The sequence below is a fragment of the Haloflavibacter putidus genome, assembly GCF_006546625.1.
GTDB lineage: Bacteria > Bacteroidota > Bacteroidia > Flavobacteriales > Flavobacteriaceae > Mesonia > Mesonia putida.
In genome coordinates, this window is sequence record NZ_VIAR01000001.1 from 334,532 (window position 1) to 356,608 (window position 22,077).

Sequence of the window (22,077 nt, forward strand, 5' to 3'; positions counted from 1 at the left end):
CTAACCGATTTTCTAGATCTCAAACCTTAGAAATTAATCGGGGTTTTGGTCTTTATACTTTTCATCCATCACAAAACCTTCCATAAATTTAGTGGTATAATTACCTTCTAAATAATCTGGATTATCCATTAATTGACGATGAAACGGAATAGTGGTTTGTACACCTTCTATAACAAACTCATCTAATGCGCGTTTCATTTTATTAATAGCCTCTTCGCGGGTTTGCGCAGTGGTAATTAATTTGGCAATCATAGAGTCGTAATTTGGCGGAATCATATAACCGCTGTAAACGTGCGTATCTATACGAACGCCGTGCCCACCGGGTGCGTGCAAATTGCTTATTATTCCCGGAGAAGGTCTAAAGTTATTGTAAGGATCTTCTGCGTTGATTCTGCATTCTATAGCGTGCAATTTCGGGAAATAATTTTTTCCTGAAATTGGCACTCCGGCTGCTACCAAAATTTGCTCGCGTATTAAATCGTAGTCTATCACTTGTTCTGTAATAGGATGCTCTACTTGTATACGCGTATTCATTTCCATAAAGTAAAAATTACGGTGCTTATCTACCAAAAACTCTATGGTTCCCGCTCCTTCATACTTTATATATTCTGCCGCTTTTACAGCCGCTTCACCCATTTTTTCGCGTAAATCGTCTGTCATAAACGGCGAAGGGGTTTCTTCTGTAAGTTTTTGGTGACGACGTTGAATAGAACAATCTCTTTCTGATAAATGACAAGCATTGCCATTGCTATCGCCTACAATTTGAATCTCGATATGTCTTGGTTCTTCGATAAGTTTTTCCATATACATGGCATCATTACCAAAGGCTGCTCCGGCTTCTTGCCGAGCAGACTCCCAAGCGGGTTCTAAATCTTCTTCTTTCCAAACGGCACGCATACCTTTACCACCACCTCCGGCAGTAGCTTTTAGCATAATGGGATAACCAAATTTTTTAGCCGTTTTTTTACACTCTTTAAAATCTTTAAGAACGCCATCTGATCCTGGAATACAAGGTACTCCGGCTGCTTGCATAGTTTCTCTGGCCGAAGCTTTATCGCCCATTTTTGCAATCATTTCTGGAGAAGCTCCTATAAATTTGATATCGTGTTCTGCACAGATTTTAGAAAACTTAGCATTTTCTGATAAAAATCCGTAACCGGGATGAATTGCATCTGCGTTGGTAATTTCTGCAGCAGAAATAATATTGGGCATCTTTAAGTAAGACTCGTTGCTTGGTGCCGGACCAATACAGACTGCTTCATCTGCAAAGCGTACGTGCAAACTTTCTGCATCTGCTTTGGAGTAAACGGCAACGGTTTTTATACCCATTTCTTTACAGGTTCTAATAACCCGAAGCGCAATTTCTCCTCTATTGGCAATTAATATCTTTTTAAACATTTTGTTTCTTTTGAGCGTTATTACTTGCTGTTAAAACTACAAAAAATTAGGATGGGTCTACCACAAATAAAGGCTGGTCAAATTCTACCGGAGAAGAATCGTCTACCAAAACTTTTACAATTTTTCCGGAAACTTCGCTTTCTATTTCGTTAAATAGTTTCATAGCTTCAATAATACAAACTACGTCTCCTTCTTTAATAGTATCTCCTACTTCTGCAAAAGCCGGTTTATCTGGCGATGGCTTTCTGTAGAAAGTACCAATAATAGGCGACTTTACAGTAAGGTATTTTGAGTCGTCTGTATCTGCTTCTTTTTTGTCTGCATCTGGTTTTGTTTCTTGAGCAGGCGCTTGTTGTTGTGGCTGTGCAGGTGCTTGCTGCATGCTTTGTTGTGGCATTTGCTGTTGCATACCACCCATTGGTACTTGTTGTACAATGGTAGTTTCTTTGTCTTCTGAAGTGGTTTTAATGGTGATTTTAACATCGTCCATTTCTAGTTTCACTTCGCTTGCGCCAGATTTGGCTACAAATTTTATTAAATTTTGAATTTCCTTTAATTCCATAATTTTAAGGTGTTTTTTTGTGTTTTTTTAGGAGTTATAAGCCCATTTTAAATAAATGGAACCCCAGGTAAATCCGCCTCCAAAGGAAGCAAAAATCAGGTTATCTCCTTTTTTTAATTGTTTTTCAAAATCGCTCAATAATAAAGGCAGCGTTGCAGAGGTGGTGTTTCCGTAGCGCTGTATATTCATTAAAACCTTTTTACTGTCTAAGTTCATTCTCTTGGCCGTGGCATCTATTATACGCTTGTTGGCTTGATGCGGCACTAACCAATTTACATCTTCTGCACTGAGGTTGTTGCGTTGCATTATTTTTTCACTTACCTCTGCCATATTAGAAACTGCAAATTTAAAAACCGTTTTGCCGTCTTGCTGTACATAATGCTGATTATTTTCTACGGTTTCTTTGCTTGCCGGCAATAAAGAGCCACCGGCTTCTATTTTTAAAAAATCGCGGCCCATACCATCGCTTCGTAAAAATTCGTCTTGCAGTCCTAAATTTTCTGTATTGGGTTCAAAAAGAACAGCTCCTGCCCCATCGCCAAAAATAATACAGGTGGCGCGGTCTCTATAATTTATAATTGATGACATTTTGTCTGCGCCAATAAGGAGTATTTTTTTATATCTGCCACTTTCTATATAGCTGGCGGCGGTAGACATTCCGTAAAGAAAACTGGAACACGCCGCTTGCAAATCATAAGCAAATGCATTTTTGGCGCCTATTTGTGATGCGGTATAAACTCCTGTGGCAGCCACCGGCATATCTGGACTTGTGGTGGCAAAAATAACCATATCTATCTCTAAGGGATCGATATTGTTTTTTTCGATTAAATCTTTAGCAGCTTGAATGCCTAAAAAAGAAGTACCTTTATCAGGGTCGTTCAGTATTCTTCTTTCTTTAATGCCGGTTCTGGTGGTAATCCATTCATCATTGGTTTCTACCATCTCTTCCAGCATTTGGTTGGTGAGAACATCTTCCGGCACGTAGGATCCTACAGCGGTAATAGCTGCTGTTATTTTGTTCATAGAAAAGAATTTATTCGACAAAAGTAGTTGCTTTAGCCATAAAATGGTAAAGAAATCTACTAAAATTCTTATTTAATAAGGTGCAAAGTAAAATCTTTTTAGGAGTTAATCAACCTAAAATGCTATTGATTTTGAATTGTTTTGCCAAAAACTTATTAAAAAAACAAAAACCCCCACTAATAGTGGGAGTTTAATTTTGCTAAAAATCAAAAGCTGTTTTTAAGCTTCTACTTCTTCTGAGTTGTCTATTAAAACTTGCCCTCTGTAATATAATTTACCTTCGTGCCAGTGTGCACGGTGGTATAAATGCGCTTCTCCAGTTGTTGGATCTGTGCCAATTTGAGGTGCTTTTGCTTTATAATGCGTTCTCCTTTTATCTCTTCTTGTTTTGGAGGTCTTTCTTTTAGGATGTGCCATAACTACTTAATTAATTATCTTTTAATAGTTTTTTTAATTCATTCCACCGAGGGTCTATTTCCTCGTTATTTTCTATTTCTTCTTTTTGCTTTGGTGCCAATTCTTCTAACTTATCTAGTATTTTAGAATCTAATGTACCGTTTTCTACACCGGGATGTACTCTTTTATAAGGTACCCCCAAAATAATGGCTTCATAAATGTACTGCTCTACTTGTAATTTATATTCGCCATGCGGCAAGATGAGTAATTCTTCGTTTTCGTCGTTATACTCTTCGCCAAACTTTACAACCAAATGTAGTTTTCCGCTAACAGGCTGGTTATACGCCTCTGTACTAACATCGCAGTTTACATTAACGTTTCCTTCAATAAAAAAATCCAATTCTAACATATTGGTTTTTTTTTCTACTTGAAGATCTACCGCAACATCTACGGCATTAAATTCTTGGTAACCAAATAACTCAAAGAACTCGTTATCAATTTGATAATTGTACTGGTGCCTACCAATTTTTAAACCAACAAATTGAATTTCATAGGCTTTAAACTTCTTCATCACATCGGCATTTTCAGGCGTGCAAATATATAAAATATAATGAATTACCTATAGTTATTAACAAAAAAATGTTTATAATTTTTTAGACTGCTTTTTTAGCGGGTTTTTGGTAAGTTCTTTGTATTCTACTCGATTGTTATATATTTCTATTGCCGCAAAAACCGCTTCTTTAAACGAGTTGTAATCTGCTTGGTTTTTACCGGCTATCTCGTAGGCGGTACCGTGGTCTGGCGAAGTGCGTATCTTACTTAAACCGGCGGTATAATTTACGCCTTTACCAAAAGATAAGGTTTTAAAAGGTATTAAACCTTGGTCGTGATATGCTGCTATAACGGCATCAAAATTTTTGTAGTTTTTGGTACCAAAAAAACTGTCTGCGGCATAAGGACCAAAAACCAAATTTCCGGCATCGTTAATTTCTTGTATGCAAGGTCTTAAAACCTCGTCGTCTTCTTTGCCTATTACACCTTTATCGCCACTATGCGGATTTATACCCAACAGCGCAATTTTTGGTTTACGCACCTGAAAATCTTTCCGTAAAGTTTCTGTTATAATTCGTACTTTTTGCTTGATAAGCTCTGCTGTTATGTGCTCTGCAACATCTTTTACAGGAACGTGATCTGTAAGCAAACCTACCTTTAGCTGTTCTGAAATCATAAACATTAAACTCTTTCCGTTTAATTCTTGCGCTAAATAATTGGTATGCCCGGGAAAATTAAATTTGTCTGACTGTATTACATTTTTATTAATTGGCGCGGTAACCAACACGTCTACTTTATCTTCTTTTAAAGCTTGGGTGGCCGCCTCTAAAGATTTTAAGGTGAATTCACCTAAAAACTTATCTTCTGCACCAAAATTTATTTTCAAATTGTCTTTCCATACGTTTACTACGTTTATCTTTCCGTCTATAATAGTATCTACAGATTCGGTGCCTTGAAAGGAAAGACTTAAATTAAAGTGCTTTTTATAAAAGGACAGTAATTTTGTGTTGGCAAAAATTACCGGAGTACAAAAATCGAGCATTCTGGCATCTTCAAACGTTTTTAGAATTATCTCGCTGCCAATTCCGTTTAAATCGCCAATACTAATACCAACTTTTAATTTTTCTTCTTTTTTCAAATCTGCTGTTATTTTTATTAAGGCTTCTTTTTAAAACCAAAGAAGCTCTGAATTACCTATTTTTGCATGACAAATGTACTAAATAATACGCGCAAATATGTTTACAGGGATTGTAGAAGAATTAGGAAAAGTAAAAAAAATTGAAGCAGAGAAAGATAATTTGCATTTTTTTATTGAAGCAGAAATGGCTAGCGAACTAAAAATAGACCAAAGCGTTGCGCATAATGGCGTTTGTTTAACCGTTGTAAACTTAAGCGAAAAAGAATACCAGGTTACTGCCATTGCCGAAACTTTGCAGAAAACAAATTTAAATTCCGTAAAGCAAGGAGATATAATTAATTTGGAGCGCGGCATGCAATTGGGCGCGCGTTTAGACGGCCATATTGTCCAAGGCCATGTTGACCAAACGGGAATATGTACGAAAATTACAAAACAGGAAGGAAGCCATCTTTTTACCTTTAGTTATGACGATACCCATAATAATGTAACCATAGAAAAAGGCTCAATAACCATAAACGGGGTTAGTCTTACGGTGGTAAACAGCAAGAAAAATGAATTTAGCGTAGCGATTATTCCCTACACGTTTAAACACACAACTTTTGCGCATCTAAAAGAAGGCGATACGGTAAATTTAGAATTTGATGTAATAGGAAAATACGTAAAACGCCTTACGGAAGTATAAAAGACATTTACTTTATTCTTTACGGAAATAAAAAATGCGTAGTTAACTAATTGTTTTGAAAATAGTGAAATCAGGAAATAAGCTAAATACCAACTTGTTATTTAGCGATAGAAGTTAAGCTTCTTTTCGAGTAGTTTTTAAGATATATACACCAAAAACTCCCGCTATTAATAGAAAACCGGGAACCCAATTATTTATTGGCAAACCAGGAGGCGGAGCATCTGCTGCTTGAGGAGTTGGCGGATTTGAATTCGGATTCGAATTTCCTGATGTAAAAGTAGGATTATTATCTTCTTCTTGCGGTTCTTGAGTAGTAAAACCTATATTATCGTCATTATTTTGCGGCACTGTCCACTCGTTATTTTGCGCTTGTACCACAACAGTAGTGGCAACCAACAATGTGGCTGTTAGAAAAATATTTCGAAAATTTGTTCGTCTACTCATATCGGCTAAAATAAGGATTAATTCTAAAGCGCCAAAAAATATAACCCTTCATTATATTAATAAATACTTAAAAAATATTATCGGTTTCTTAAACCCAGTTGTTTATTTTCTGTATTTATAAAAAAGTGGACCCAGATGGGCTCGAACCATCGACCCCCTGATTATGAGTCAGGTGCTCTAACCAGCTGAGCTATGGGTCCTAAAACAGAGGGCAAAAATAGATATTTGTAGTATACGCACCAAATATTTACTCATTTTTTTCTTGACAAAGTTCTACCAAGACACCATTTGCAGATTTGGGATGCAAAAAAGCAATGATTTTATTATCTGCGCCGGGCTTTGGGTTTTTGCTAATTAGCTGAAAACCTTCGGCTTCTAAGCGCTTAATTTCTTTTTCTATATTATCTACCGCAAAAGCAAGGTGATGTATGCCTTCTCCCTTTTTTTCTAGAAATTTATTAATGGGACTGTCGGGTTTGGTAGCTGCCAGTAATTCTATTTTAGATTCGCCTACTTTAAAAAAGGAAGTTATTACACCTTCAGACGTTACTTCTTCCTGTTTATAGGCTTCCGCGTCAAGCAACATTTTATAGGTTTGGTTGGCTTCTTCCAGATTTTTTACAGCAATACCAATGTGTTCTATTTTTTTCATCGTTAATTTTATTAAATTTAATACTACAAAAATACGATTCCTTATTAAAACACTATTTTTGCACTATGGAAGAAACAAACAGACAAAAGAAAATAGGAAAAGTCCTGCAAAAAGAGTTGGCAGAAGTGCTGCAGGAAGAATTACGAAAGTCAGGCAATACCGGTATTATTCTATCGGTATCTAAAGTAAAAGTAGCGCCAGATTTAAGTTTGGCAAAGGCTTATTTAAGTATATTTCCTAACAAAAGTGCAAAGCCACTTTTAACCGAATTACAAAATATAAAATCGCAACTCAAGCATAAAGTAGCTTTAAGCGTAAAAAACCAGTTGCGCAAAATGCCGGATCTTGTATTGTATTTAGACGATTCTTTAGAATATATTGAAAATATTGAGGAAGCGGTAAAAGGAAAAGAAGACCCAATAGAAAATCCGGATTTATTAGACAAGCGAAAAAAATCGTAACTTGAAGTTTTCCTATTACATTGCCAAACGCTATTTGTTTACCAAGAGCAAAAACAACGCTATAAACATTATTACAATAATAGCGGCCATTGGTGTTTTTGCCGGGGCTTTGGCTTTGTTTATAGTTTTATCTGGCTTCTCAGGTCTTAAAGAATTTAGCCTTTCTTTTTCTAATGAATTTGACCCGGACCTTAAAATACTTCCTAAAACAGGAAAACTTATTAGCGTAGATAAGTCTAAACTAACTCAGTTAGAAAATATGGAAGGAATAGCGGCCTTTTCAAAAACAATTGAAGAGCGCGTGTTGCTTAATTTCAACAACAAAAACACACCTGCTTCTATAAAAGGTGTAGATGAAAATTATCTAAAAGTAAACCAAATTGATAGCGCACTTATTGCCGGTACTTGGGTGCATCAAAACGAAAATCAAGTGGTTATTGGCAATGGCATTTCGCGTAAGCTAACCTTGGGAGCGCAAGGTTATGGCGATGTTTTGCAACTCTTGGTGCCACGCCCGGGCAAAGGACAAATTAACGATCCGTCGAAGGCTTTTAATAAGGTAAACACTATGGTAACGGGAATTTTTAGCGTAAACGAAGAACTAAACAACCGTTATTTATTTTCTTCTTTTAAAGTAGCCAAAAAACTTCTGGAAATAGAAAACAATAAAGTTTCTGCCATCGAGATTAAATTGTTGCCTGGTGCAAAAGAAGAAGATGTAAAAGAAGAAATCTTTTCTATTTTTAAGGATAAGGTAATTGTAAAAAACCGCATTCAGTTAAACGATAAATTGTATAAAATGCTAAATACCGAAAATTTGGCAGTTTATCTGATTTTTACTTTGGTTTTGATTATTGCTCTTTTTAATGTAGGCGGCGCAATTGTTATGGCAATTTTAGATAAAAGACAAAATATCAAAACGCTTTATAATTTGGGCGCAACTACCAATACTATAAAACAAATTTTCTTTTTACAAGGCACTTTACTTACCTTTTTTGGCGGTATAATTGGTTTGTTAATAGGTTTGCTAATTATTTTCTTACAACTCAATTATGAGCTGGTAATGATAACCGCAACCCTGCCCTATCCTGTTTTGCTTAAAGCGGAAAATATTATAGTTGTATTTTTTACAATTATGATTTTAGGAATAACCGCTTCTTATATTGGGGCAACACGCGTTGGGAAGGTGATTGGGAATTAGTGGGTAGTATTTAGTACTGAGTAGTTAGTATTGAGTCGTGAGTATTGTACGTCCCTGATATAGGTTGACCATTTAAAACGTGGAAAGCTACGAAAGCAAACTTTACGAAGTATCCGCAAGCAGATAATGTTTATTATCTGCAGAAAATGAGAGATTGCTAGGAACTAACTCGGTATCGACAGAAATAGACTACAACAACAGCGAACGAACCCTTAAAAGTTTATAAACCGAATTTCTTCCGTAAACGCCAAAGAAAGAAAATCTTTTACCATATTTTGAAAAAGAAAATTATTTAAAAACGGTCAACTCTATTTAGGGAACATCATAATAGTATTGAGTCGTGAGTATTGAGTATGTTGTACATCACTAATCCCCAATCTCTAACCTCAAATCTCTAATTCCCTAACATTAAACAAACTGATAGTCGGCAAACTTTTCTTCTACCTCATCAAAGGCAGCAAAAACGTCTTTCGCTTCATCGCTGGTAACCATTTTCATGCGGTATTCTTTAAAATGTGGTATTCCTTTAAAATAATTGGTATAGTGCCTGCGGGTTTCAAAAACGCCTAATTTTGGACCTTTCCAGGCTATGGCCATTTCCAAATGTCTTCTGGCAGCATCTACACGTTCTTGCATAGTTGGCGGCGCCAAATGCTTTCCGGTTTTAAAATAATGTTTTACTTCTCTAAAAAACCAAGGATACCCAATACTTGCCCGTCCAATCATAGCGCCATCTAAACCGTATTTATCGCGCATTTCCATAGCGCGCTCGGGAGAATCTACATCGCCGTTGCCAAAAACCGGAATATGCATACGCTGGTTGTTTTTTACCTCGGCAATTGGTCGCCAGTCGGCATCGCCTTTATACATTTGTACGCGCGTGCGCCCGTGAATAGAAATTGCTTTACAGCCAACATCTTGCAAGCGCTCTGCTACTTCCAGAATTTTTATAGAATCTTTATCCCAGCCCAAACGTGTTTTTACGGTTACCGGCAAATTGGTGTGTTTTACCATAGCTTCGGTAAGTTGCACCATTTTATCTACATCTTTTAAAATACCGGCGCCGGCGCCTTTAGAAACCACTTTTTTTACCGGACAGCCAAAATTGATGTCGATAATATCTGGTTTGGATTTTTCTACAATTTCAACCGATTCTAACATTGCGTCTAAATTGGCGCCAAAAATTTGAATGCCAACCGGACGTTCTTTTTCGTAGATATCGAGTTTCATAACGCTTTTGGCAGCCTCGCGAATTAAACCTTCCGAAGAAATAAACTCGGTATACATCACATCTGCGCCTTGTTCTTTGCACAAAGCTCTAAAAGGCGGATCGCTTACATCTTCCATTGGTGCCAATAACAATGGAAATTCTCCTACATCTATGTTTCCTATTTTTGCCAAACTCGTATTATTTTGCTGCAAAATTAAGAAATCTAAGCGAATTTGGATTTATAACCTACATTCGACTTAAAATTTTTCAGTAATAAAGGTTTACAAAATCGTTGAATGTGTTTTTATTCGTATTGCTGAAGCTTTTCCAAAACAGCAATTAATTAGCATCTTATACTTTGAAGACTGTCGTTTGCATAAGGAATTATGAAAGTTGATTAGGCTTTATACAAACTTTACCACGTCATAACCACGCTATAACCACGCTATAACCACGTCATAACTATAAGACAGCTATCTAGTAGAAAGAGAGAAACCGTAGTAATACTGTATAAGTTTTTATACTCGGGATGGATGTTTTTTCGCTTTCGCCGAAAATATGGGATTGTGGAAAGTTGGGGTGGGAATATAGATTCCTGTCTTCGCAGGAAGTGAAAAACTTCCAAAAAAAATTCACAAATTCCCTTCCTTTCAAGGAAGGGCTAGCAAGGCATGTTTTTCGCTTTCGCTGGAATTTTTTTTGGGCCAAAAGTTGGGATGGAAAAAGCTTTGTGAAAATAAGATTCCTGCCTTCACAGGAATTTAGAGTTTGTACGATAACTTAAACAAAATAGTTCTGGGTTGGATAAAAATATTGGTGTCGCTTACCAAAAACTGGTTAAAGCTGTTTTCGTTTTTATAACGAACGTCAAAAATATTATCTACGTCAATTTCAAATCCCCACGCGCTGTCTTCTTTGTTGTAATACAACGAAAGGTTGCCAACATCAAAACGGTTTGTTTGCTTGGTGTTTAGGTTTTTGTAATAATTATAGGTATAATCTGCCGAAAAAATAAAGTCGTTTAAAAAATCCCAGTCCAAAATAGCATACGGACTTATTTGCGTAAATTTATTGGTAGAAATATCCGATTCAAAATTGCTAAAACGCTGTTCCCAGCCTATTTCTATGTTTGGCCAATCTTTAAACCGGGTTTCGGCTTTTAGGGTGTAACGGTAATTGTTGGATTGGTAGTCGTTTTTTTCTTGGTTTATAATCCGGGAATAATCTGCTAAACTTATGTTTCCGCTAAGGCTAAACTTATACTTTTTTATTTGTTTGGCAAAAGAGCCCATTAATGCATAGGTGTTTTCTGGCAAACCGGTATAAATTGAAGTATTTACCTGATCTATACCTTCTATTTGGGTGGTGTTTCGTATAGATTTTTCGCGCTTGGTATAACTCAGGTTGGCGTTTATAAAAATACCTTTAAACAAATTAAATTGGTGGTAACGCAAGTTGGCCGAATGGTAAACTTTGTTTTCTAAATTTTGGTTACCACGGTACAAACGGTTAAAACTAATTAAGCGCAAGCGGTTGGCATATTTTTCTGCGTTGGAAAAACCGGTTTTTAAGCGGTAGTCCAGTTTGATTTTTTCGGCGGAAGAAAGTTCGTATTCTATATTCAGTTCGGGTAACCAAAGGCTTTTTTGTTGGTTGGCCACTTCCGTGGAAAATTGGTTAAGCTTCCAAAAATAAGAATGATAGAATATACCGGGTTTAAAGATAAAATTGCCAGCTTTTGCTTTGTACTGAAACCCAATATAATTATCTACCAACCTAAAAGTGGTGGCATTATTAAAACCGCTATCTTCAAAACTATTTATGCTGCCGTCTTGGAGCAATTGCCGGTCTAAGGAAGAAAATTTTTCATGAAAAAAATTGACTCCAATTTTAGGATAAATATGGTTAAAATTATTGAGCACCCAATAATGCTTGAGATCCAAATTGGCTTGATGCCGCTTAGTTGCGGTGTTTTGTAATAAATTATAAAATTCGCCATCTTCCTGAAAAGGAATTAAATTATTAAGTACCGGCCGGTTAAACAGCCAATCGTTCTTGTTTTCTTGGTTGTTGTATTTATAAGCCGCAGTTAAGGTAGAAGTATGCTCATACGAAAATTGTTTGTTAAACCTGATTTCTTGGTTTATACTCAGATTTTTGGGTTTTTGTAAGATGTTGGTACGCAAGCTGTCTGCCGCAGTGATTGAATTCAAATTTTCTGTAGCATCGCCATTGGAGGTTTTTATAAAAGCATCGTAGGCCACATCTGTATCTTCGTTGGGTTGGTAGCGCAACTTTATCTTGTTTAAACTGAATAAAACCGTGTTGTTGTTGGTGGTTTCCCTAAACTCGTCTAAATTATCTTGGGTTACATAGGCAATTTCTTTGGTGGTGCGCGTACGGGTTTTGCCTTTATTTACGATACTAAAAGCTTCTAAGCGCAAATCTGGACTAATTTGCTGCGACAAGCTGCCGGCGCCAAAATCGTTTTTTTGGTAGATAAAATCTTCTTGGCCCAGAAAACTGGCAAAATCGCTGTTATAAATATCGCCAAAAGAAGTAGAACCATCCATCATAGCGGCATAACCGCCTTCAAAATCTATATAATCTTTTAGGGTAAACGATTTTTTGCCAATATTATTAAAATCGCCAATTACATTTATGGCTGTTTTGGGACTGTAATAAAACAAGGTGGGATGGAATAAAAAACGCTCTTTTATACCACCACCGGCTTCTATATCTCCAAAAACAAATTCTTTTTTGCCCTCTTTTAGCTTGATGTTAAGCGCCATTTGGTCACTATCACTCAAACCTTTTAAAAAACTAACTTCGTTATAATTGTCTAAAGCTTCTACTTCTTCTACGGCATCTGCAGGAATATTGTTAACGCCCAATTTAGTGTCTCCGGTAAAAAAGGTTTTGCCCTCTACCATTAATTTGGTTACTTTTTTGCCGTTTACTTTTACATTGCCTTCCCTATCTACTTCTACGCCGGGCAATTTTTTTAAAACTTCGCGCAGTTTGCGTTCTTCGCCGGTTTTAAACTGCTCTGTACGGTAGGTTATGGTATCTTCTTTTACAATTACCGCCATTTCTTGTTTTACAATTACCTCTTCTAGGCTTTGGGTACTTTCTTGCAGGCTGTAGTTTTTTACGCGGTCTTCTGTTAGGTTTAGCGTATCTGTAAATTTAGAAAAACCCATATGCGTAACTTCTATTTTGTAGGTAACGTCTTGGTTTAGCGTTAATTTATACCGGCCTTGGGTATCTGTGATGGCAAAAGTAATGTCTTGGTTTTTTGCCAACGGACTTGCAATAAGATTGGTATAAGGTATGCTGTTTTGCGTGCTGTCCAGGACTTTGCCTTCTAAACGCACATTTTGCGCTACTACCGAAGAAAATCCTGTTAGGAAGAACAGGATTGTTAGGGTTTTAATTTTATTAAATTTAGTTTGGATAGGGCTATTGTTTAGTTTCTTCTAATCCGGTCTAAAATTGCTGTTCATTTTCCTAAAGATTGCTTGTAATTCTTGATTGGTTATAATTTCGTATTTATCATTAGGAATTTTAATTCTTAGCCTATCTATTTCTTCAATAGAAGTTAGGTTAAAACTATAACGCAAACCTTTCTTGGTTTTTTCTTCCGCTTTAAGCTGCATAATCAAACCGGGGAGACCTCCAAACATTATCGGTCCATATCTAGCCGGAATTTTAGGACAGAACCAAGCTTCTACCTGAGTTTTTACACCATTTGCATTCGTAATAACGGCCGTGGCTCTAATAATTTCAAAGTTCTTATAGCTCTTTTTAGAATTGGTGATTTTCCAATTTATTGTTTTTAAAGGATAGTTAACCAAATATGTCTTTCCTCCAGCATTAACCTCTTTAAAATGATTTTCACAGGCTATATCGGTGTACAGTTTTGTTTCTGCGTCCAAAGATATCAAAAGTGCTTTTCCTACTTTATCGCTTATGGCATTATCTATTGTTAACCTTTCTATAGGCTTAAAGATTGCTCTTTCAGCATTAAAAACCAAAGAAAAATCTGTATTATTCGCACTAGATAACATACGTTTTAACATGCGGTTATAACGTTTATCATTCTGCGTTTTTTCTTGTTTAAAGTTGTCAGCAAATTTATTTTTATCTAACTGAAAATCATAAGTTGCTTCATACATTTTCTGGGCTTGTAAAATGTTAACCCATAGCAATAACAAGATAAGTAAAGGTGATTTTTGCATATTTTTTAAATTAAAAAAGTGTGAAGCAACTTAGGTTGGTTAATTCATACATTCATTATATGCAATATCCGTAAAAACCCAGTATTGATAATCAGAGCACCCTCCATCTCTATTACTGCACCAATTTGAAGCAGCGACCCAAGCGAAATCTGCACATTCTTGTTCTTTCTCTTTTGCAATTGCATCTGTACTGTTAAAACCAAACGCCAAAAATAGCGCGGTTACTGCTAGTAATTTTTTCATAAAAATATAATTTAATTGTTAATAAAAACCAAACTTTAAAAAAAACGGTTTTACACAAACAATTTTACACTTTAACAGTTTTTAGTTGTAGTTAATCGGTAAACTAAAAACTAAGTTCTTAATAAATTTTGGGTTTTGCAAGGCTTTACCTTCTAAACGCACATTTTGCGCCATTACGGAAGAAAATCCTGTTAGGAAGAACAGGATTGTTAGGGTTTTGATTTTATTAAATTTATTTTGGATAGGTCTTTATTTGTTTTTTTATTAAACGTCAAATGTTACTTAACGCATAGATTGCATCGCGGTGGAAAAAAGCTTATAGTAATTTTTTAAATTTATTGCTTTACCCTTAGGACGTGTAATTTCTATAGTATTCTCTTTTTTGTCTATCTCTTCCAGAGTAAATATTCGTTTATCTACCTTTAATTGCACAATTAAACCAGGCAAACCGGCATAAGCTAGCGGACCGTGATTGATGGGTACACTTTTGGTAAACCAAGCAATTACTTTCTGTGTTTTTAATTCGCCATCTTTATTATAATAGGTTTTTTCTGTGGTTGCTTTTTGACAAGCATAGGTTCCTATTGTTTTGGTTTCGTTACTTATCTGCCATTCTAACTCTGGTAAAAAGATTAAATAAGTCTTGCCAAAATCTTCTGTTTGTTGTAATCTTTCCGCGCAAGCCAAATCGTTATAAAAAATCCCTTGAATTGGCGCAATTGCTATTTTTAAAAATGGACTGTTATTATTTTTAGTCAAAATATTTTTTCTTTTAAAAATGGATTTATCATTTTTAAAAAGCAACTTATACTCCAGACTATTAGCAATCTCTCTAGCTTTTCTATCTATTTTTCTATATTTTTTGTATTGCTGAGGATTTGTCGTCTTCATTTTTGAATAATCTGTAAGTTCTATGTCTAAGGCATAGGTCAACTTACCAGAAGATTGCGAATAAAGTATCTGGCTAAATAGTACTACTGCCGTTATTACGAATTTTTTATATAGCATTAAAAATAAAAGAATTACTGCTTCTTACAAATATGGTCGTATCTCTCTTTAATTGATTTTCATAACACAAACTAAAATTTAAGTTCTTAATAAATTTTGGGTTTTGCAAGTTGGTGGTCGACTTTTCTACTCTTCAATAAATTTTTGGGTCAATCTCGAGATTAAATCTTCGTATTCCTTTTGGGTCATGGCTTCTTTATCCTCTATTTTTTCGACTTTGAAGTTTTCACTTTGCTCAATTTTCTTGGCCGTTACTACTGCTCCTTTTAAATGAACTTCTGCTATTAAGCCCGGCAAGCCCATAAAAATATCTGGCCCCGATTGTAAAGGTATGGATGGGATAAACCAAGCTTCTACCTCTAAGTTCTCATTAGTTACTGGATAATAGTAATTACCTGTTGCTTTTCTGGCAGTGAAACCCAAAATCTTTTTATGGTCTTCTTTTATAACCCAATTAAAATTATAATAATCTCTTTTTACTGTAAAATCTTGACTTACCAGGTTTTTAATAAAAGTGATTTTTTTGTCTTTATGATTGGCGTAAACTTCTGTATTAAAAGAAGTAAATTGTTTCACCGCTTTATAATAAAGCGATTCAATTCGTGAATCACTTTCTATCATTAAGGTCTTTTCTTCTTTAAAATACGAATTTTCTTTATTGCTAAAAAGTAAATAATTTACATCTTTTGAACGGTTAATAATTTTTTCAGTAAAATGTTTAGATCTTTCATTTAAACTATCTATAGGGCGACGTAATTTTATTTCAGAAATTCCGTAAATTATTTTAAAAGAAGTCTGTGCATTTAGGTTCTGGTTAAAACAACAAATAGATACACAGACCACTAAAATTTTAAAAAAAATTTTTAACATTAAATTTACCCTCGATATATTTGACATTCAAGTACGAAGTTATTAAAGAGATCAATATTATCTAAATTTATACCACCATAATGATCATGGAATATCTCGTGATAAGTAGCAAAACAACTTTGCTCCTGTTCTCTGGCATCTGCGCCTAAACTTGTAAAAGAAAATGCTGTAAATAATACAGCAACTGCTAGTAATTTCTTCATAATTTTAAAATTTAATTGTTAATAAAACCCAAACTTATATAAAAAAAAAACGGTTTTACATAAACAATTTTACACTTTAACAGTTTGTAGTAGTTAATCGGCAAACTAAGGTTCAAGTTCTTAATAATTTTTGGGTTTTGCAAGGCTTTGCCTTCTAAACGCACATTTTGCGCCATAACGGAAGAAAATCCTGTTAGGAAGAACAGGATTGTTAGGGTTTTGATTTTATTACATTTAGTTTGGATAGGGCTTTAGGTATTTTCTAATTTTGTTTAGCATTTTGCATTGCACCTTTTGCCATGGCGTTAAAGTCATCAAATGATATTTTTTGACCTTTTACTGGCTTTTCTATATTTAAATTTTTGGACTTCTTAATTCTCGTAGCGTAGTAACGTTCATTAACAGTAGAAATTTCTAAAATTAAACCAGGCAAACCATTAAAGCCTAAAGGCCCGAAATTTAAAGGTATTTCCGGAGCGTACCAAGCTTCTACTTTTAAGTAGCTTTTGTTATTATCGTTATTAACCGTCCAACTACCAACTGCTTTTTTACAAATGTATCCTAAAATTTCTTTTTTTTCTTCTTTCAGCTTCCAGCCTCTTTTACCGAAATCTACTAAAAAATCACGACCGAAAGCATCTACCTGCCAATAATTCTCCTCTGTATTAAGATTAGTATAATAATTACCTTTGAAGGGTCCAAAAGCGGCAATATTTCTGCCGTCTCTTTTTAAAATTTCCTCTACTTCAAATAAAGCACTTTGATTGGTAATAAGTAATTTGTACTTTAATCTTTTTGCTGCCTCTTTACGTTTTTTTTCAATGGCGTAATATTCTTCAAATAATTTAGGATTCTCTTTTTTTAAAGCTTTACCTTTTTTTCCATCTAATGAAGAAATTATTTTCTTTTTATAGGTGATTTTTAACCCTTCGTTTTGAGCATTACTCGCACAAGATACAAATAGCAACGAAAACAATAAATATATATAATTAAAACTCATTTTGATTTTTTAAAGCTACCCCAAGCTTAATAGAACCTAAGGCAGCTTGATTAATAATTTAGAGGCAATGATCATTATAATATTCATTCATATAATGCCATTCTAAATATTCCCATCCTTCACCCATTACAGTGCCATACCTCCAAGCTTTGTCAAAACATGTTTCTTCTTTCTCTTTTGCAATTGCATCTGTACTGTTAAAACCAAACGCCAAAAATAGCGCGGTTACTGCTAGTAATTTCTTCATAATTTAAAAATTTAATTGTTAATAAAAACCAAACTTATAAAAAAAAAAAAACGGTTTTACATAATTAAATCTGCACTTTAACAGTTTTTATTTGCACTTAATCGGGAAACTAAAAAACCAAGTTCTTAATAAATTTTGGGGTTTGCAAGGCTTTAGCTTCTAAACGAACATTTTGTGCTATTACGGAAGAAAATCCTGTTAGAAAGAACAGGATTGTCAGGGTTGCTTTGATATGCATTAAATTTCTGGTAATCAATTATTATTACTCATATTAAAAAATTTCGTATTAAGTTCCTTCATTATCTCCTTAAATTCCATTTCAGAAACTTCTCGCCCTTTTCGTGGTTTTTCTATTTTTGAGTGCTGTGGCGACAAATCTAAGTCTGTCACGTAAAACTTAGTGCCCGCAGCTACTTTTAATTCTATAATTAGACCAGGTAAACCAAAATAACCTTTAGGGCCAAAACTAACAGGTATTTCTGGCGTAAACCAAGCTACAATATCTTTAGTTTTATAAGCTTTTGATCTGGCATCGTAAATTTTCTTTTTACTAATTGCTTTTATGCATTTAAAACCTGAGATAGTTTTACTCTCTTTTGTTATTTCCCAATCTGCTTTTTTGCGATTTACCAAAAAGAAAGAGCCGCTAACATTTACCTGCTCTAAAGTCTTCTCCGTTTCCAAATTAGTATAATTAATGCCTTCCATATTTTTTAAACCAGCGTACATACTATTTTTAAGTAAGATTTCTTGTTGTTCAAAAATAGCTTCATGTTCCCAAAATAATAGTTCATAAGAGAATTTTTCTATGGTTTCTGCCATTTTTTTGGCTTCCCTTAAAAAGTGTTCGTTTTCCTCAGGATTATTTTGCTTTAGACTAGTGAACATTGTGTCTTGAATGTCCATTTTTTTTCTATATACAACTTTACCACTTTGTTGAGACCAAGCAGCTGTAAAACTAAAAACTAACAAAAAAATTAATACAATATTTCTATTTATCATTTATTCAAATAATTATGCCCATAAAACAAAAGTTTTACGGTCTATGAATTTACCTGCAATTTGCCATATAATATGCGTCTGTGTACCAATAAGGATTACCTCCATACATAGCCGACATTAACGTTCCAAAATCCCAAGCTGCCGCTACACAATCTTGTTATTTCTCTTTTGCAATTGCATCTGTACTGTTAAAACCAAACGCTAAAAATAGCGCGGTTACTGCTAGTAATTTTTTCATAATTTAAAAATTTAATTGTTAATAAAAACCAAACTTATAAAAAAAAAAACGGTTTTACATAAACAATTTTACACTTTAACAGTTTTTAGTTGTAGTTAATCGGGAAATTAAGGTTCAAGTTCTTAATAATTTTTGGGTTTTGCAAGGCTTTAGCTTCTAAGCGCAGGTTTTAAAGTGTTACCGAAAGAAATATGGTTAGGAAGAACAGGATTGTCAGGGTTTTGATTTTATTAAATTTAGGTTGGATAGGGCTATTATTCTTCTAATCCGGTCTAAAATTGCTGTTCATTTTTCTAAAGATTGCTTGTAATTCACTATCTGTTATAACTTCTAAATCTTTTAAAGGTATTTGCAGTGATAAATCATTTTTTAGCGTAATTTTTTCTGCTTTCATAGAATAATGTATCCCGGCTTGTAGCTCCGTAACGCTTATATCTGTTATCATTCCTGGCAAGTCATTAAATAAGCCTGGACCGAAATTAGGCGGTAAGTCTGGTGAGAACCAAGCAACCAACTTTGTTTTCCCGCCCTTATTATTATCTACCATAGCTTCTGCTTTAAATAATTCATAGTCGGACGTAATTCTGGTTTCCTTTTTTATATTCCAATCTATATCTTTAGGAGGTAAAGAAACTAATTTATGAATACCTGCACTATTGATTTCTTTATAAAAAATTTCGCAGTTTAGATCAAAATACATGGGGTCATAAAGGCCTAATCGTGGCAAAAGCCCTTTTTTTTAATGAATTATTTTCTTCCCCTCTCTTTAAACTAGCAATTGGCTGGAATAATGAAATACCATCTTCTATTTTTAAGGAGAATTTTGTATTATTAGAAGCATCTATCATTTTGGAAAAAACAGGTAAGTATTTTATTCTATCGTTCGAAACCTTTTTTTCAATTTCGTTCAACATTTCTTCTTTATTTATTTTAATGGAATAAATTACCTCATAGCTTTTATCTTGACCATAAATGGTAATGTTGCTTAAAATAATGAAAGTAAAAACAATTATATTTTTCATTGGAGAGTAAAAGTTATGAGGTTTTTAGTATTATTAATATCTTTTAAACAAGCTTCGTACAAGCCATTAGTAGTGTTCCAATATTCATAATCGGAGCATTCAAACACAGCGCACATAGTGCTGGCAATTTCCCAAGCTTGCATTGCACATTCTTGCTCTTTCTCTTTTGCAATTGCATCTGTACTGTTAAAACCAAACGCCAAAAATAGCGCGGTTACTGCTAGTAATTTTTTCATAAAATTAGTAATGCACCTAGGCTAAAAAAATAACGCTTTTACAAAAAGGAATATTCCATTTTTTAAACAAGAAAGCTGTTTTAAAACAATACTCCGAGAGATTTACTATTTTAAAACAGCTTTATTGAAATTTTAGAAAAAACAATTATATCCTAATTCTCATATACATTGTTTTCCCTTTCTACATCTGCCATAAGTTGCGATGGGTCTATTTCTATTTTAGAAATACTCTCTTTGCTTGTATCTAAAGAAAGCGTATAAGTTGGCATTGCCCAAGGCCAGTCTTTTTGGATATTTTCTGCGCCCGGTTTGGTAAAATACAACATCCGTAAAGGAATATAATAGTTTTTACTGCTACCATCTTTATAGCTTACTTTTACATCTAACGGCATTGGCATTAAACCTTTGCGTTTTAGTTGCACTTGTGTCTTGCCTTCCTTTTCTGTAACCTTTTCTATGGTATAATCTATTGTGTTGGTGGTTTGCGTCCAATCTGTCAAATACCAACTTAAATTAGCGCCAGACACTTTTTCTGCCACACGAATAAAATCGTTTGGGGTTGGGTGTTTAAACTTCCATTCGTCATAATAACGGTGTAAGGTTTTAGAAAGGTTTTCTTGCCCAATAATATAGCCCAATTGTCCTAAGAAAACGGCTCCTTTAGAATAAGCAGCCAAACCATAAGCTTGGTTTAAGTTATAACGGTCTGCGTGGGTGCTTTGCGGTTGTTCGTTACCGGAATTTGCCAAATATGTATAACCACGATAGCTTCCGGCCAACGGATTTTCTTTTTCTTCGTTCATCACCTCATTCATAGCTAAACTAGAAATGTAGGTGGTAAAACCTTCGTCCATCCATTCGTGTTTGGTTTCGTTGGTTGCCAATACAAATTGAAACCAGGTATGTGCTAATTCGTGCGCGGTTACGCCTACTAAACTTCCAAATTTCCGGTTTCCGGTAATTAAAGTAGACATAGCATATTCCATACCGCCATCACCACCTTGTATAACAGAATATTGCTTATATGGATAGGGCCCAATATGTTCCGTAAAGAAATCTAACAAAGCTTCTGTTTTAGGTTGTAATTTTTTCCAATTTTCCGTAAAGTTATTTTCTTTTTCGTACGAGGGATTGTCTTTATATAAGAAGTGCAAAGTTGTACCATCTTTTGCTTTGTGGATGTCGTGCACAAAATCTGGATCTGCTGCCCAAGTAAAATCGTGTACTTTTGGTGCTTTAAAATGCCAGGTTAATTTTTTGCCGCGATGTTTTACTCTGGTGCCTTTATCTTGGTAACCGTGACCAATTTTATTAGGGTTTTGCAAATAACCGGTTCCGCCAAGAACATAATCTTTATCGATGGTTATTTTTACATCAAAATCTCCCCAAACGCCGTGAAATTCTCTACCAATATAAGGCGTAGCGTGCCAGCCTTCAAAATCGTATTCTGCTAACTTCGGGTACCACTGCGTCATAGAAAGAGCAACACCTTCTGCGCTATTTCTTCCCGATCTTCTTATTTGTTTGGGAACTTGGCCGTTAAAATCCATTTTGAAAGTGGTTTTTTCTCCCGGCAAAATGGGTTTATCTAAACTTACTTGTAAAATGGTTCCTACGGTTTTATGATTTACCTGCTTGCCGTCTTGTTCTAATTTATCTATTTTTAGATAACCAACTTCGTTTGGTTTTAGGCCTGCAATTCTGCTTCCTACCCTAGAATCTGGATCTTGAATGGTTCTAGAACGTACATCCATTTCGCTACCGGGTTGAAAAGCATTAAAGTATAAATGATAAAAAACTTGTTGCAAAGTGTCTGGCGAGTTGTTGGTATATACCAGTTCTTGCTTACCGGTGTATTGATAGTTTTTTACATTCATATCTACTTCCATCGTATAATCTACGTGTTGTTGCCAGTAGGAAGTATTGTTTTGTGCAAAGGTCACGGAACAGATAAAAAATAAAAGTCCAACTTGACAAGTTTGCTTTAGGTGTTTACACATGAAAATTTAATTTTTGATTAATAAAAAAAGGTGCTCTAAAAATATAAA

At 34.7% G+C, this 22,077-nt stretch carries 25 protein-coding genes and 1 tRNA gene; 3 read left to right on the forward strand and 23 right to left on the reverse strand.

All coding sequences use genetic code 11. From position 1 onward, the window contains the following. Window positions 1–33: 33 nt before the first annotated feature. From accC to pdxA, 6 genes are all read right to left on the reverse strand, one after another. Window positions 34–1,398, reverse strand: a complete 1,365-nt coding sequence (accC, locus tag FKR84_RS01470; protein ID WP_141420408.1) for an acetyl-CoA carboxylase biotin carboxylase subunit — start codon at window positions 1,396–1,398, stop codon at window positions 34–36. Between the two features lie 46 nt (window positions 1,399–1,444). Further along, complete coding sequence (gene accB, locus FKR84_RS01475) at window positions 1,445–1,960, reverse strand: acetyl-CoA carboxylase biotin carboxyl carrier protein (protein WP_141420409.1); 516 nt, start codon at window positions 1,958–1,960, stop codon at window positions 1,445–1,447. Between the two features lie 27 nt (window positions 1,961–1,987). After that, window positions 1,988–2,983, reverse strand: a complete 996-nt coding sequence (locus tag FKR84_RS01480) for a beta-ketoacyl-ACP synthase III (protein WP_141420410.1) — start codon at window positions 2,981–2,983, stop codon at window positions 1,988–1,990. A 219-nt stretch (window positions 2,984–3,202) separates the two neighbouring features. Continuing rightward, complete coding sequence (rpmF, locus tag FKR84_RS01485; protein WP_141420411.1) at window positions 3,203–3,400, reverse strand: 50S ribosomal protein L32; 198 nt, start codon at window positions 3,398–3,400, stop codon at window positions 3,203–3,205. 10 nt (window positions 3,401–3,410) lie between these two features. Continuing rightward, window positions 3,411–3,950 (reverse strand): YceD family protein, encoded by a 540-nt coding sequence (locus FKR84_RS01490; protein ID WP_141420412.1) that lies wholly within the window; start codon window positions 3,948–3,950, stop codon window positions 3,411–3,413. Window positions 3,951–4,022: 72 nt separating this feature from the next. Next, a complete protein-coding gene (gene pdxA, locus FKR84_RS01495; protein ID WP_141420413.1) occupies window positions 4,023–5,069 on the reverse strand; it encodes a 4-hydroxythreonine-4-phosphate dehydrogenase PdxA in 1,047 nt (348 codons plus the stop codon). A 97-nt stretch (window positions 5,070–5,166) separates the two neighbouring features. Between pdxA and FKR84_RS01500 the strand changes: the two genes are divergently transcribed. Then, window positions 5,167–5,751: a riboflavin synthase gene (locus tag FKR84_RS01500; RefSeq protein WP_141420414.1), complete on the forward strand. Its 585-nt coding sequence runs from the start codon at window positions 5,167–5,169 to the stop codon at window positions 5,749–5,751. Window positions 5,752–5,865: 114 nt separating this feature from the next. Here the strand turns inward: FKR84_RS01500 and FKR84_RS01505 are convergent, their stop codons facing one another. The 3 genes from FKR84_RS01505 to mce all read right to left on the reverse strand — a co-directional run bounded on the left by FKR84_RS01505 (window position 5,866) and on the right by mce (window position 6,847). Beyond that, window positions 5,866–6,195, reverse strand: a complete 330-nt coding sequence (locus FKR84_RS01505; RefSeq protein ID WP_141420415.1) for a hypothetical protein — start codon at window positions 6,193–6,195, stop codon at window positions 5,866–5,868. Window positions 6,196–6,321: 126 nt separating this feature from the next. Next, window positions 6,322–6,395 (reverse strand) — tRNA-Ile (locus tag FKR84_RS01510). A gap of 47 nt (window positions 6,396–6,442) precedes the next feature. Next, a complete protein-coding gene (gene mce, locus FKR84_RS01515) occupies window positions 6,443–6,847 on the reverse strand; it encodes a methylmalonyl-CoA epimerase (RefSeq protein ID WP_141420416.1) in 405 nt (134 codons plus the stop codon). 65 nt (window positions 6,848–6,912) lie between these two features. Between mce and FKR84_RS01520 the strand changes: the two genes are divergently transcribed. Continuing rightward, window positions 6,913–7,308 (forward strand): ribosome-binding factor A, encoded by a 396-nt coding sequence (locus FKR84_RS01520; RefSeq protein ID WP_141420417.1) that lies wholly within the window; start codon window positions 6,913–6,915, stop codon window positions 7,306–7,308. Window position 7,309: 1 nt separating this feature from the next. Then, entirely contained in the window at window positions 7,310–8,509 is a 1,200-nt protein-coding gene (locus tag FKR84_RS01525; protein WP_141420418.1) for an ABC transporter permease, read from the forward strand. Window positions 8,510–8,917: 408 nt separating this feature from the next. On the opposite strand, the gene dusB is transcribed toward FKR84_RS01525, so the two are convergent. The 14 genes from dusB to FKR84_RS01595 all read right to left on the reverse strand — a co-directional run bounded on the left by dusB (window position 8,918) and on the right by FKR84_RS01595 (window position 22,029). Then, the gene (gene dusB, locus FKR84_RS01530; RefSeq protein WP_141420419.1) at window positions 8,918–9,910 is read right to left on the reverse strand and encodes a tRNA dihydrouridine synthase DusB; all 993 of its coding nucleotides are present in this window, start codon (window positions 9,908–9,910) and stop codon (window positions 8,918–8,920) included. A gap of 570 nt (window positions 9,911–10,480) precedes the next feature. Next, on the reverse strand, window positions 10,481–13,096 hold the full coding sequence (locus FKR84_RS01535) for a TonB-dependent receptor (RefSeq protein ID WP_233357623.1): 2,616 nt from the start codon (window positions 13,094–13,096) through the stop codon (window positions 10,481–10,483). Between the two features lie 102 nt (window positions 13,097–13,198). Continuing rightward, the gene (locus tag FKR84_RS01540; protein WP_141420421.1) at window positions 13,199–13,960 is read right to left on the reverse strand and encodes a GLPGLI family protein; all 762 of its coding nucleotides are present in this window, start codon (window positions 13,958–13,960) and stop codon (window positions 13,199–13,201) included. 39 nt (window positions 13,961–13,999) lie between these two features. After that, entirely contained in the window at window positions 14,000–14,203 is a 204-nt protein-coding gene (locus FKR84_RS01545) for a hypothetical protein (RefSeq protein WP_141420422.1), read from the reverse strand. A gap of 282 nt (window positions 14,204–14,485) precedes the next feature. Further along, on the reverse strand, window positions 14,486–15,211 hold the full coding sequence (locus FKR84_RS01550; protein ID WP_141420423.1) for a GLPGLI family protein: 726 nt from the start codon (window positions 15,209–15,211) through the stop codon (window positions 14,486–14,488). A gap of 126 nt (window positions 15,212–15,337) precedes the next feature. Continuing rightward, the gene (locus tag FKR84_RS01555; RefSeq protein ID WP_233357624.1) at window positions 15,338–16,081 is read right to left on the reverse strand and encodes a GLPGLI family protein; all 744 of its coding nucleotides are present in this window, start codon (window positions 16,079–16,081) and stop codon (window positions 15,338–15,340) included. 5 nt (window positions 16,082–16,086) lie between these two features. After that, on the reverse strand, window positions 16,087–16,284 hold the full coding sequence (locus tag FKR84_RS01560) for a hypothetical protein (protein ID WP_141420425.1): 198 nt from the start codon (window positions 16,282–16,284) through the stop codon (window positions 16,087–16,089). 262 nt (window positions 16,285–16,546) lie between these two features. Then, entirely contained in the window at window positions 16,547–17,284 is a 738-nt protein-coding gene (locus FKR84_RS01565) for a GLPGLI family protein (protein ID WP_141420426.1), read from the reverse strand. A 58-nt stretch (window positions 17,285–17,342) separates the two neighbouring features. Continuing rightward, window positions 17,343–17,531, reverse strand: coding sequence for a hypothetical protein (locus FKR84_RS01570; RefSeq protein ID WP_141420427.1), 189 nt, complete (start codon window positions 17,529–17,531; stop codon window positions 17,343–17,345). Between the two features lie 252 nt (window positions 17,532–17,783). Next, complete coding sequence (locus FKR84_RS01575; protein WP_141420428.1) at window positions 17,784–18,533, reverse strand: GLPGLI family protein; 750 nt, start codon at window positions 18,531–18,533, stop codon at window positions 17,784–17,786. 500 nt (window positions 18,534–19,033) lie between these two features. After that, window positions 19,034–19,498 (reverse strand): GLPGLI family protein, encoded by a 465-nt coding sequence (locus FKR84_RS01580; protein ID WP_141420429.1) that lies wholly within the window; start codon window positions 19,496–19,498, stop codon window positions 19,034–19,036. Beyond that, complete coding sequence (locus FKR84_RS01585; protein WP_141420430.1) at window positions 19,476–19,793, reverse strand: hypothetical protein; 318 nt, start codon at window positions 19,791–19,793, stop codon at window positions 19,476–19,478. The genes FKR84_RS01580 and FKR84_RS01585 overlap by 23 nt, the downstream gene beginning before the upstream one ends. After that, window positions 19,790–20,029: a hypothetical protein gene (locus tag FKR84_RS01590; RefSeq protein WP_141420431.1), complete on the reverse strand. Its 240-nt coding sequence runs from the start codon at window positions 20,027–20,029 to the stop codon at window positions 19,790–19,792. Before FKR84_RS01590 ends, FKR84_RS01585 begins: the two co-directional genes overlap by 4 nt. A 152-nt stretch (window positions 20,030–20,181) precedes the next feature. After that, window positions 20,182–22,029, reverse strand: a complete 1,848-nt coding sequence (locus FKR84_RS01595) for a M1 family metallopeptidase (RefSeq protein WP_141420432.1) — start codon at window positions 22,027–22,029, stop codon at window positions 20,182–20,184. Between the last annotated feature and the right edge of the window lie 48 nt (window positions 22,030–22,077).

Bases quoted from the DNA above. Each gene is read 5' to 3' on its own strand.
- accC (WP_141420408.1), bottom strand. From the start codon at position 1,398: ATGTTTAAAAAGATATTAATTGCCAATAGAGGAGAAATTGCGCTTCGG.
- accB (WP_141420409.1), bottom strand. From the start codon at position 1,960: ATGGAATTAAAGGAAATTCAAAATTTAATAAAATTTGTAGCCAAATCT.
- FKR84_RS01480 (WP_141420410.1), bottom strand. From the start codon at position 2,983: ATGAACAAAATAACAGCAGCTATTACCGCTGTAGGATCCTACGTGCCG.
- rpmF (WP_141420411.1), bottom strand. From the start codon at position 3,400: ATGGCACATCCTAAAAGAAAGACCTCCAAAACAAGAAGAGATAAAAGG.
- FKR84_RS01490 (WP_141420412.1), bottom strand. From the start codon at position 3,950: ATGAAGAAGTTTAAAGCCTATGAAATTCAATTTGTTGGTTTAAAAATT.
- FKR84_RS01500 (WP_141420414.1), top strand. From the start codon at position 5,167: ATGTTTACAGGGATTGTAGAAGAATTAGGAAAAGTAAAAAAAATTGAA.
- FKR84_RS01505 (WP_141420415.1), bottom strand. From the start codon at position 6,195: ATGAGTAGACGAACAAATTTTCGAAATATTTTTCTAACAGCCACATTG.
- mce (WP_141420416.1), bottom strand. From the start codon at position 6,847: ATGAAAAAAATAGAACACATTGGTATTGCTGTAAAAAATCTGGAAGAA.
- FKR84_RS01520 (WP_141420417.1), top strand. From the start codon at position 6,913: ATGGAAGAAACAAACAGACAAAAGAAAATAGGAAAAGTCCTGCAAAAA.
- FKR84_RS01540 (WP_141420421.1), bottom strand. From the start codon at position 13,960: ATGCAAAAATCACCTTTACTTATCTTGTTATTGCTATGGGTTAACATT.
- FKR84_RS01545 (WP_141420422.1), bottom strand. From the start codon at position 14,203: ATGAAAAAATTACTAGCAGTAACCGCGCTATTTTTGGCGTTTGGTTTT.
- FKR84_RS01550 (WP_141420423.1), bottom strand. From the start codon at position 15,211: ATGCTATATAAAAAATTCGTAATAACGGCAGTAGTACTATTTAGCCAG.
- FKR84_RS01555 (WP_233357624.1), bottom strand. From the start codon at position 16,081: ATGTTAAAAATTTTTTTTAAAATTTTAGTGGTCTGTGTATCTATTTGT.
- FKR84_RS01560 (WP_141420425.1), bottom strand. From the start codon at position 16,284: ATGAAGAAATTACTAGCAGTTGCTGTATTATTTACAGCATTTTCTTTT.
- FKR84_RS01565 (WP_141420426.1), bottom strand. From the start codon at position 17,284: ATGAGTTTTAATTATATATATTTATTGTTTTCGTTGCTATTTGTATCT.
- FKR84_RS01570 (WP_141420427.1), bottom strand. From the start codon at position 17,531: ATGAAGAAATTACTAGCAGTAACCGCGCTATTTTTGGCGTTTGGTTTT.
- FKR84_RS01575 (WP_141420428.1), bottom strand. From the start codon at position 18,533: ATGATAAATAGAAATATTGTATTAATTTTTTTGTTAGTTTTTAGTTTT.
- FKR84_RS01585 (WP_141420430.1), bottom strand. From the start codon at position 19,793: ATGAAAAATATAATTGTTTTTACTTTCATTATTTTAAGCAACATTACC.
- FKR84_RS01590 (WP_141420431.1), bottom strand. From the start codon at position 20,029: ATGAAAAAATTACTAGCAGTAACCGCGCTATTTTTGGCGTTTGGTTTT.
- FKR84_RS01595 (WP_141420432.1), bottom strand. From the start codon at position 22,029: ATGTGTAAACACCTAAAGCAAACTTGTCAAGTTGGACTTTTATTTTTT.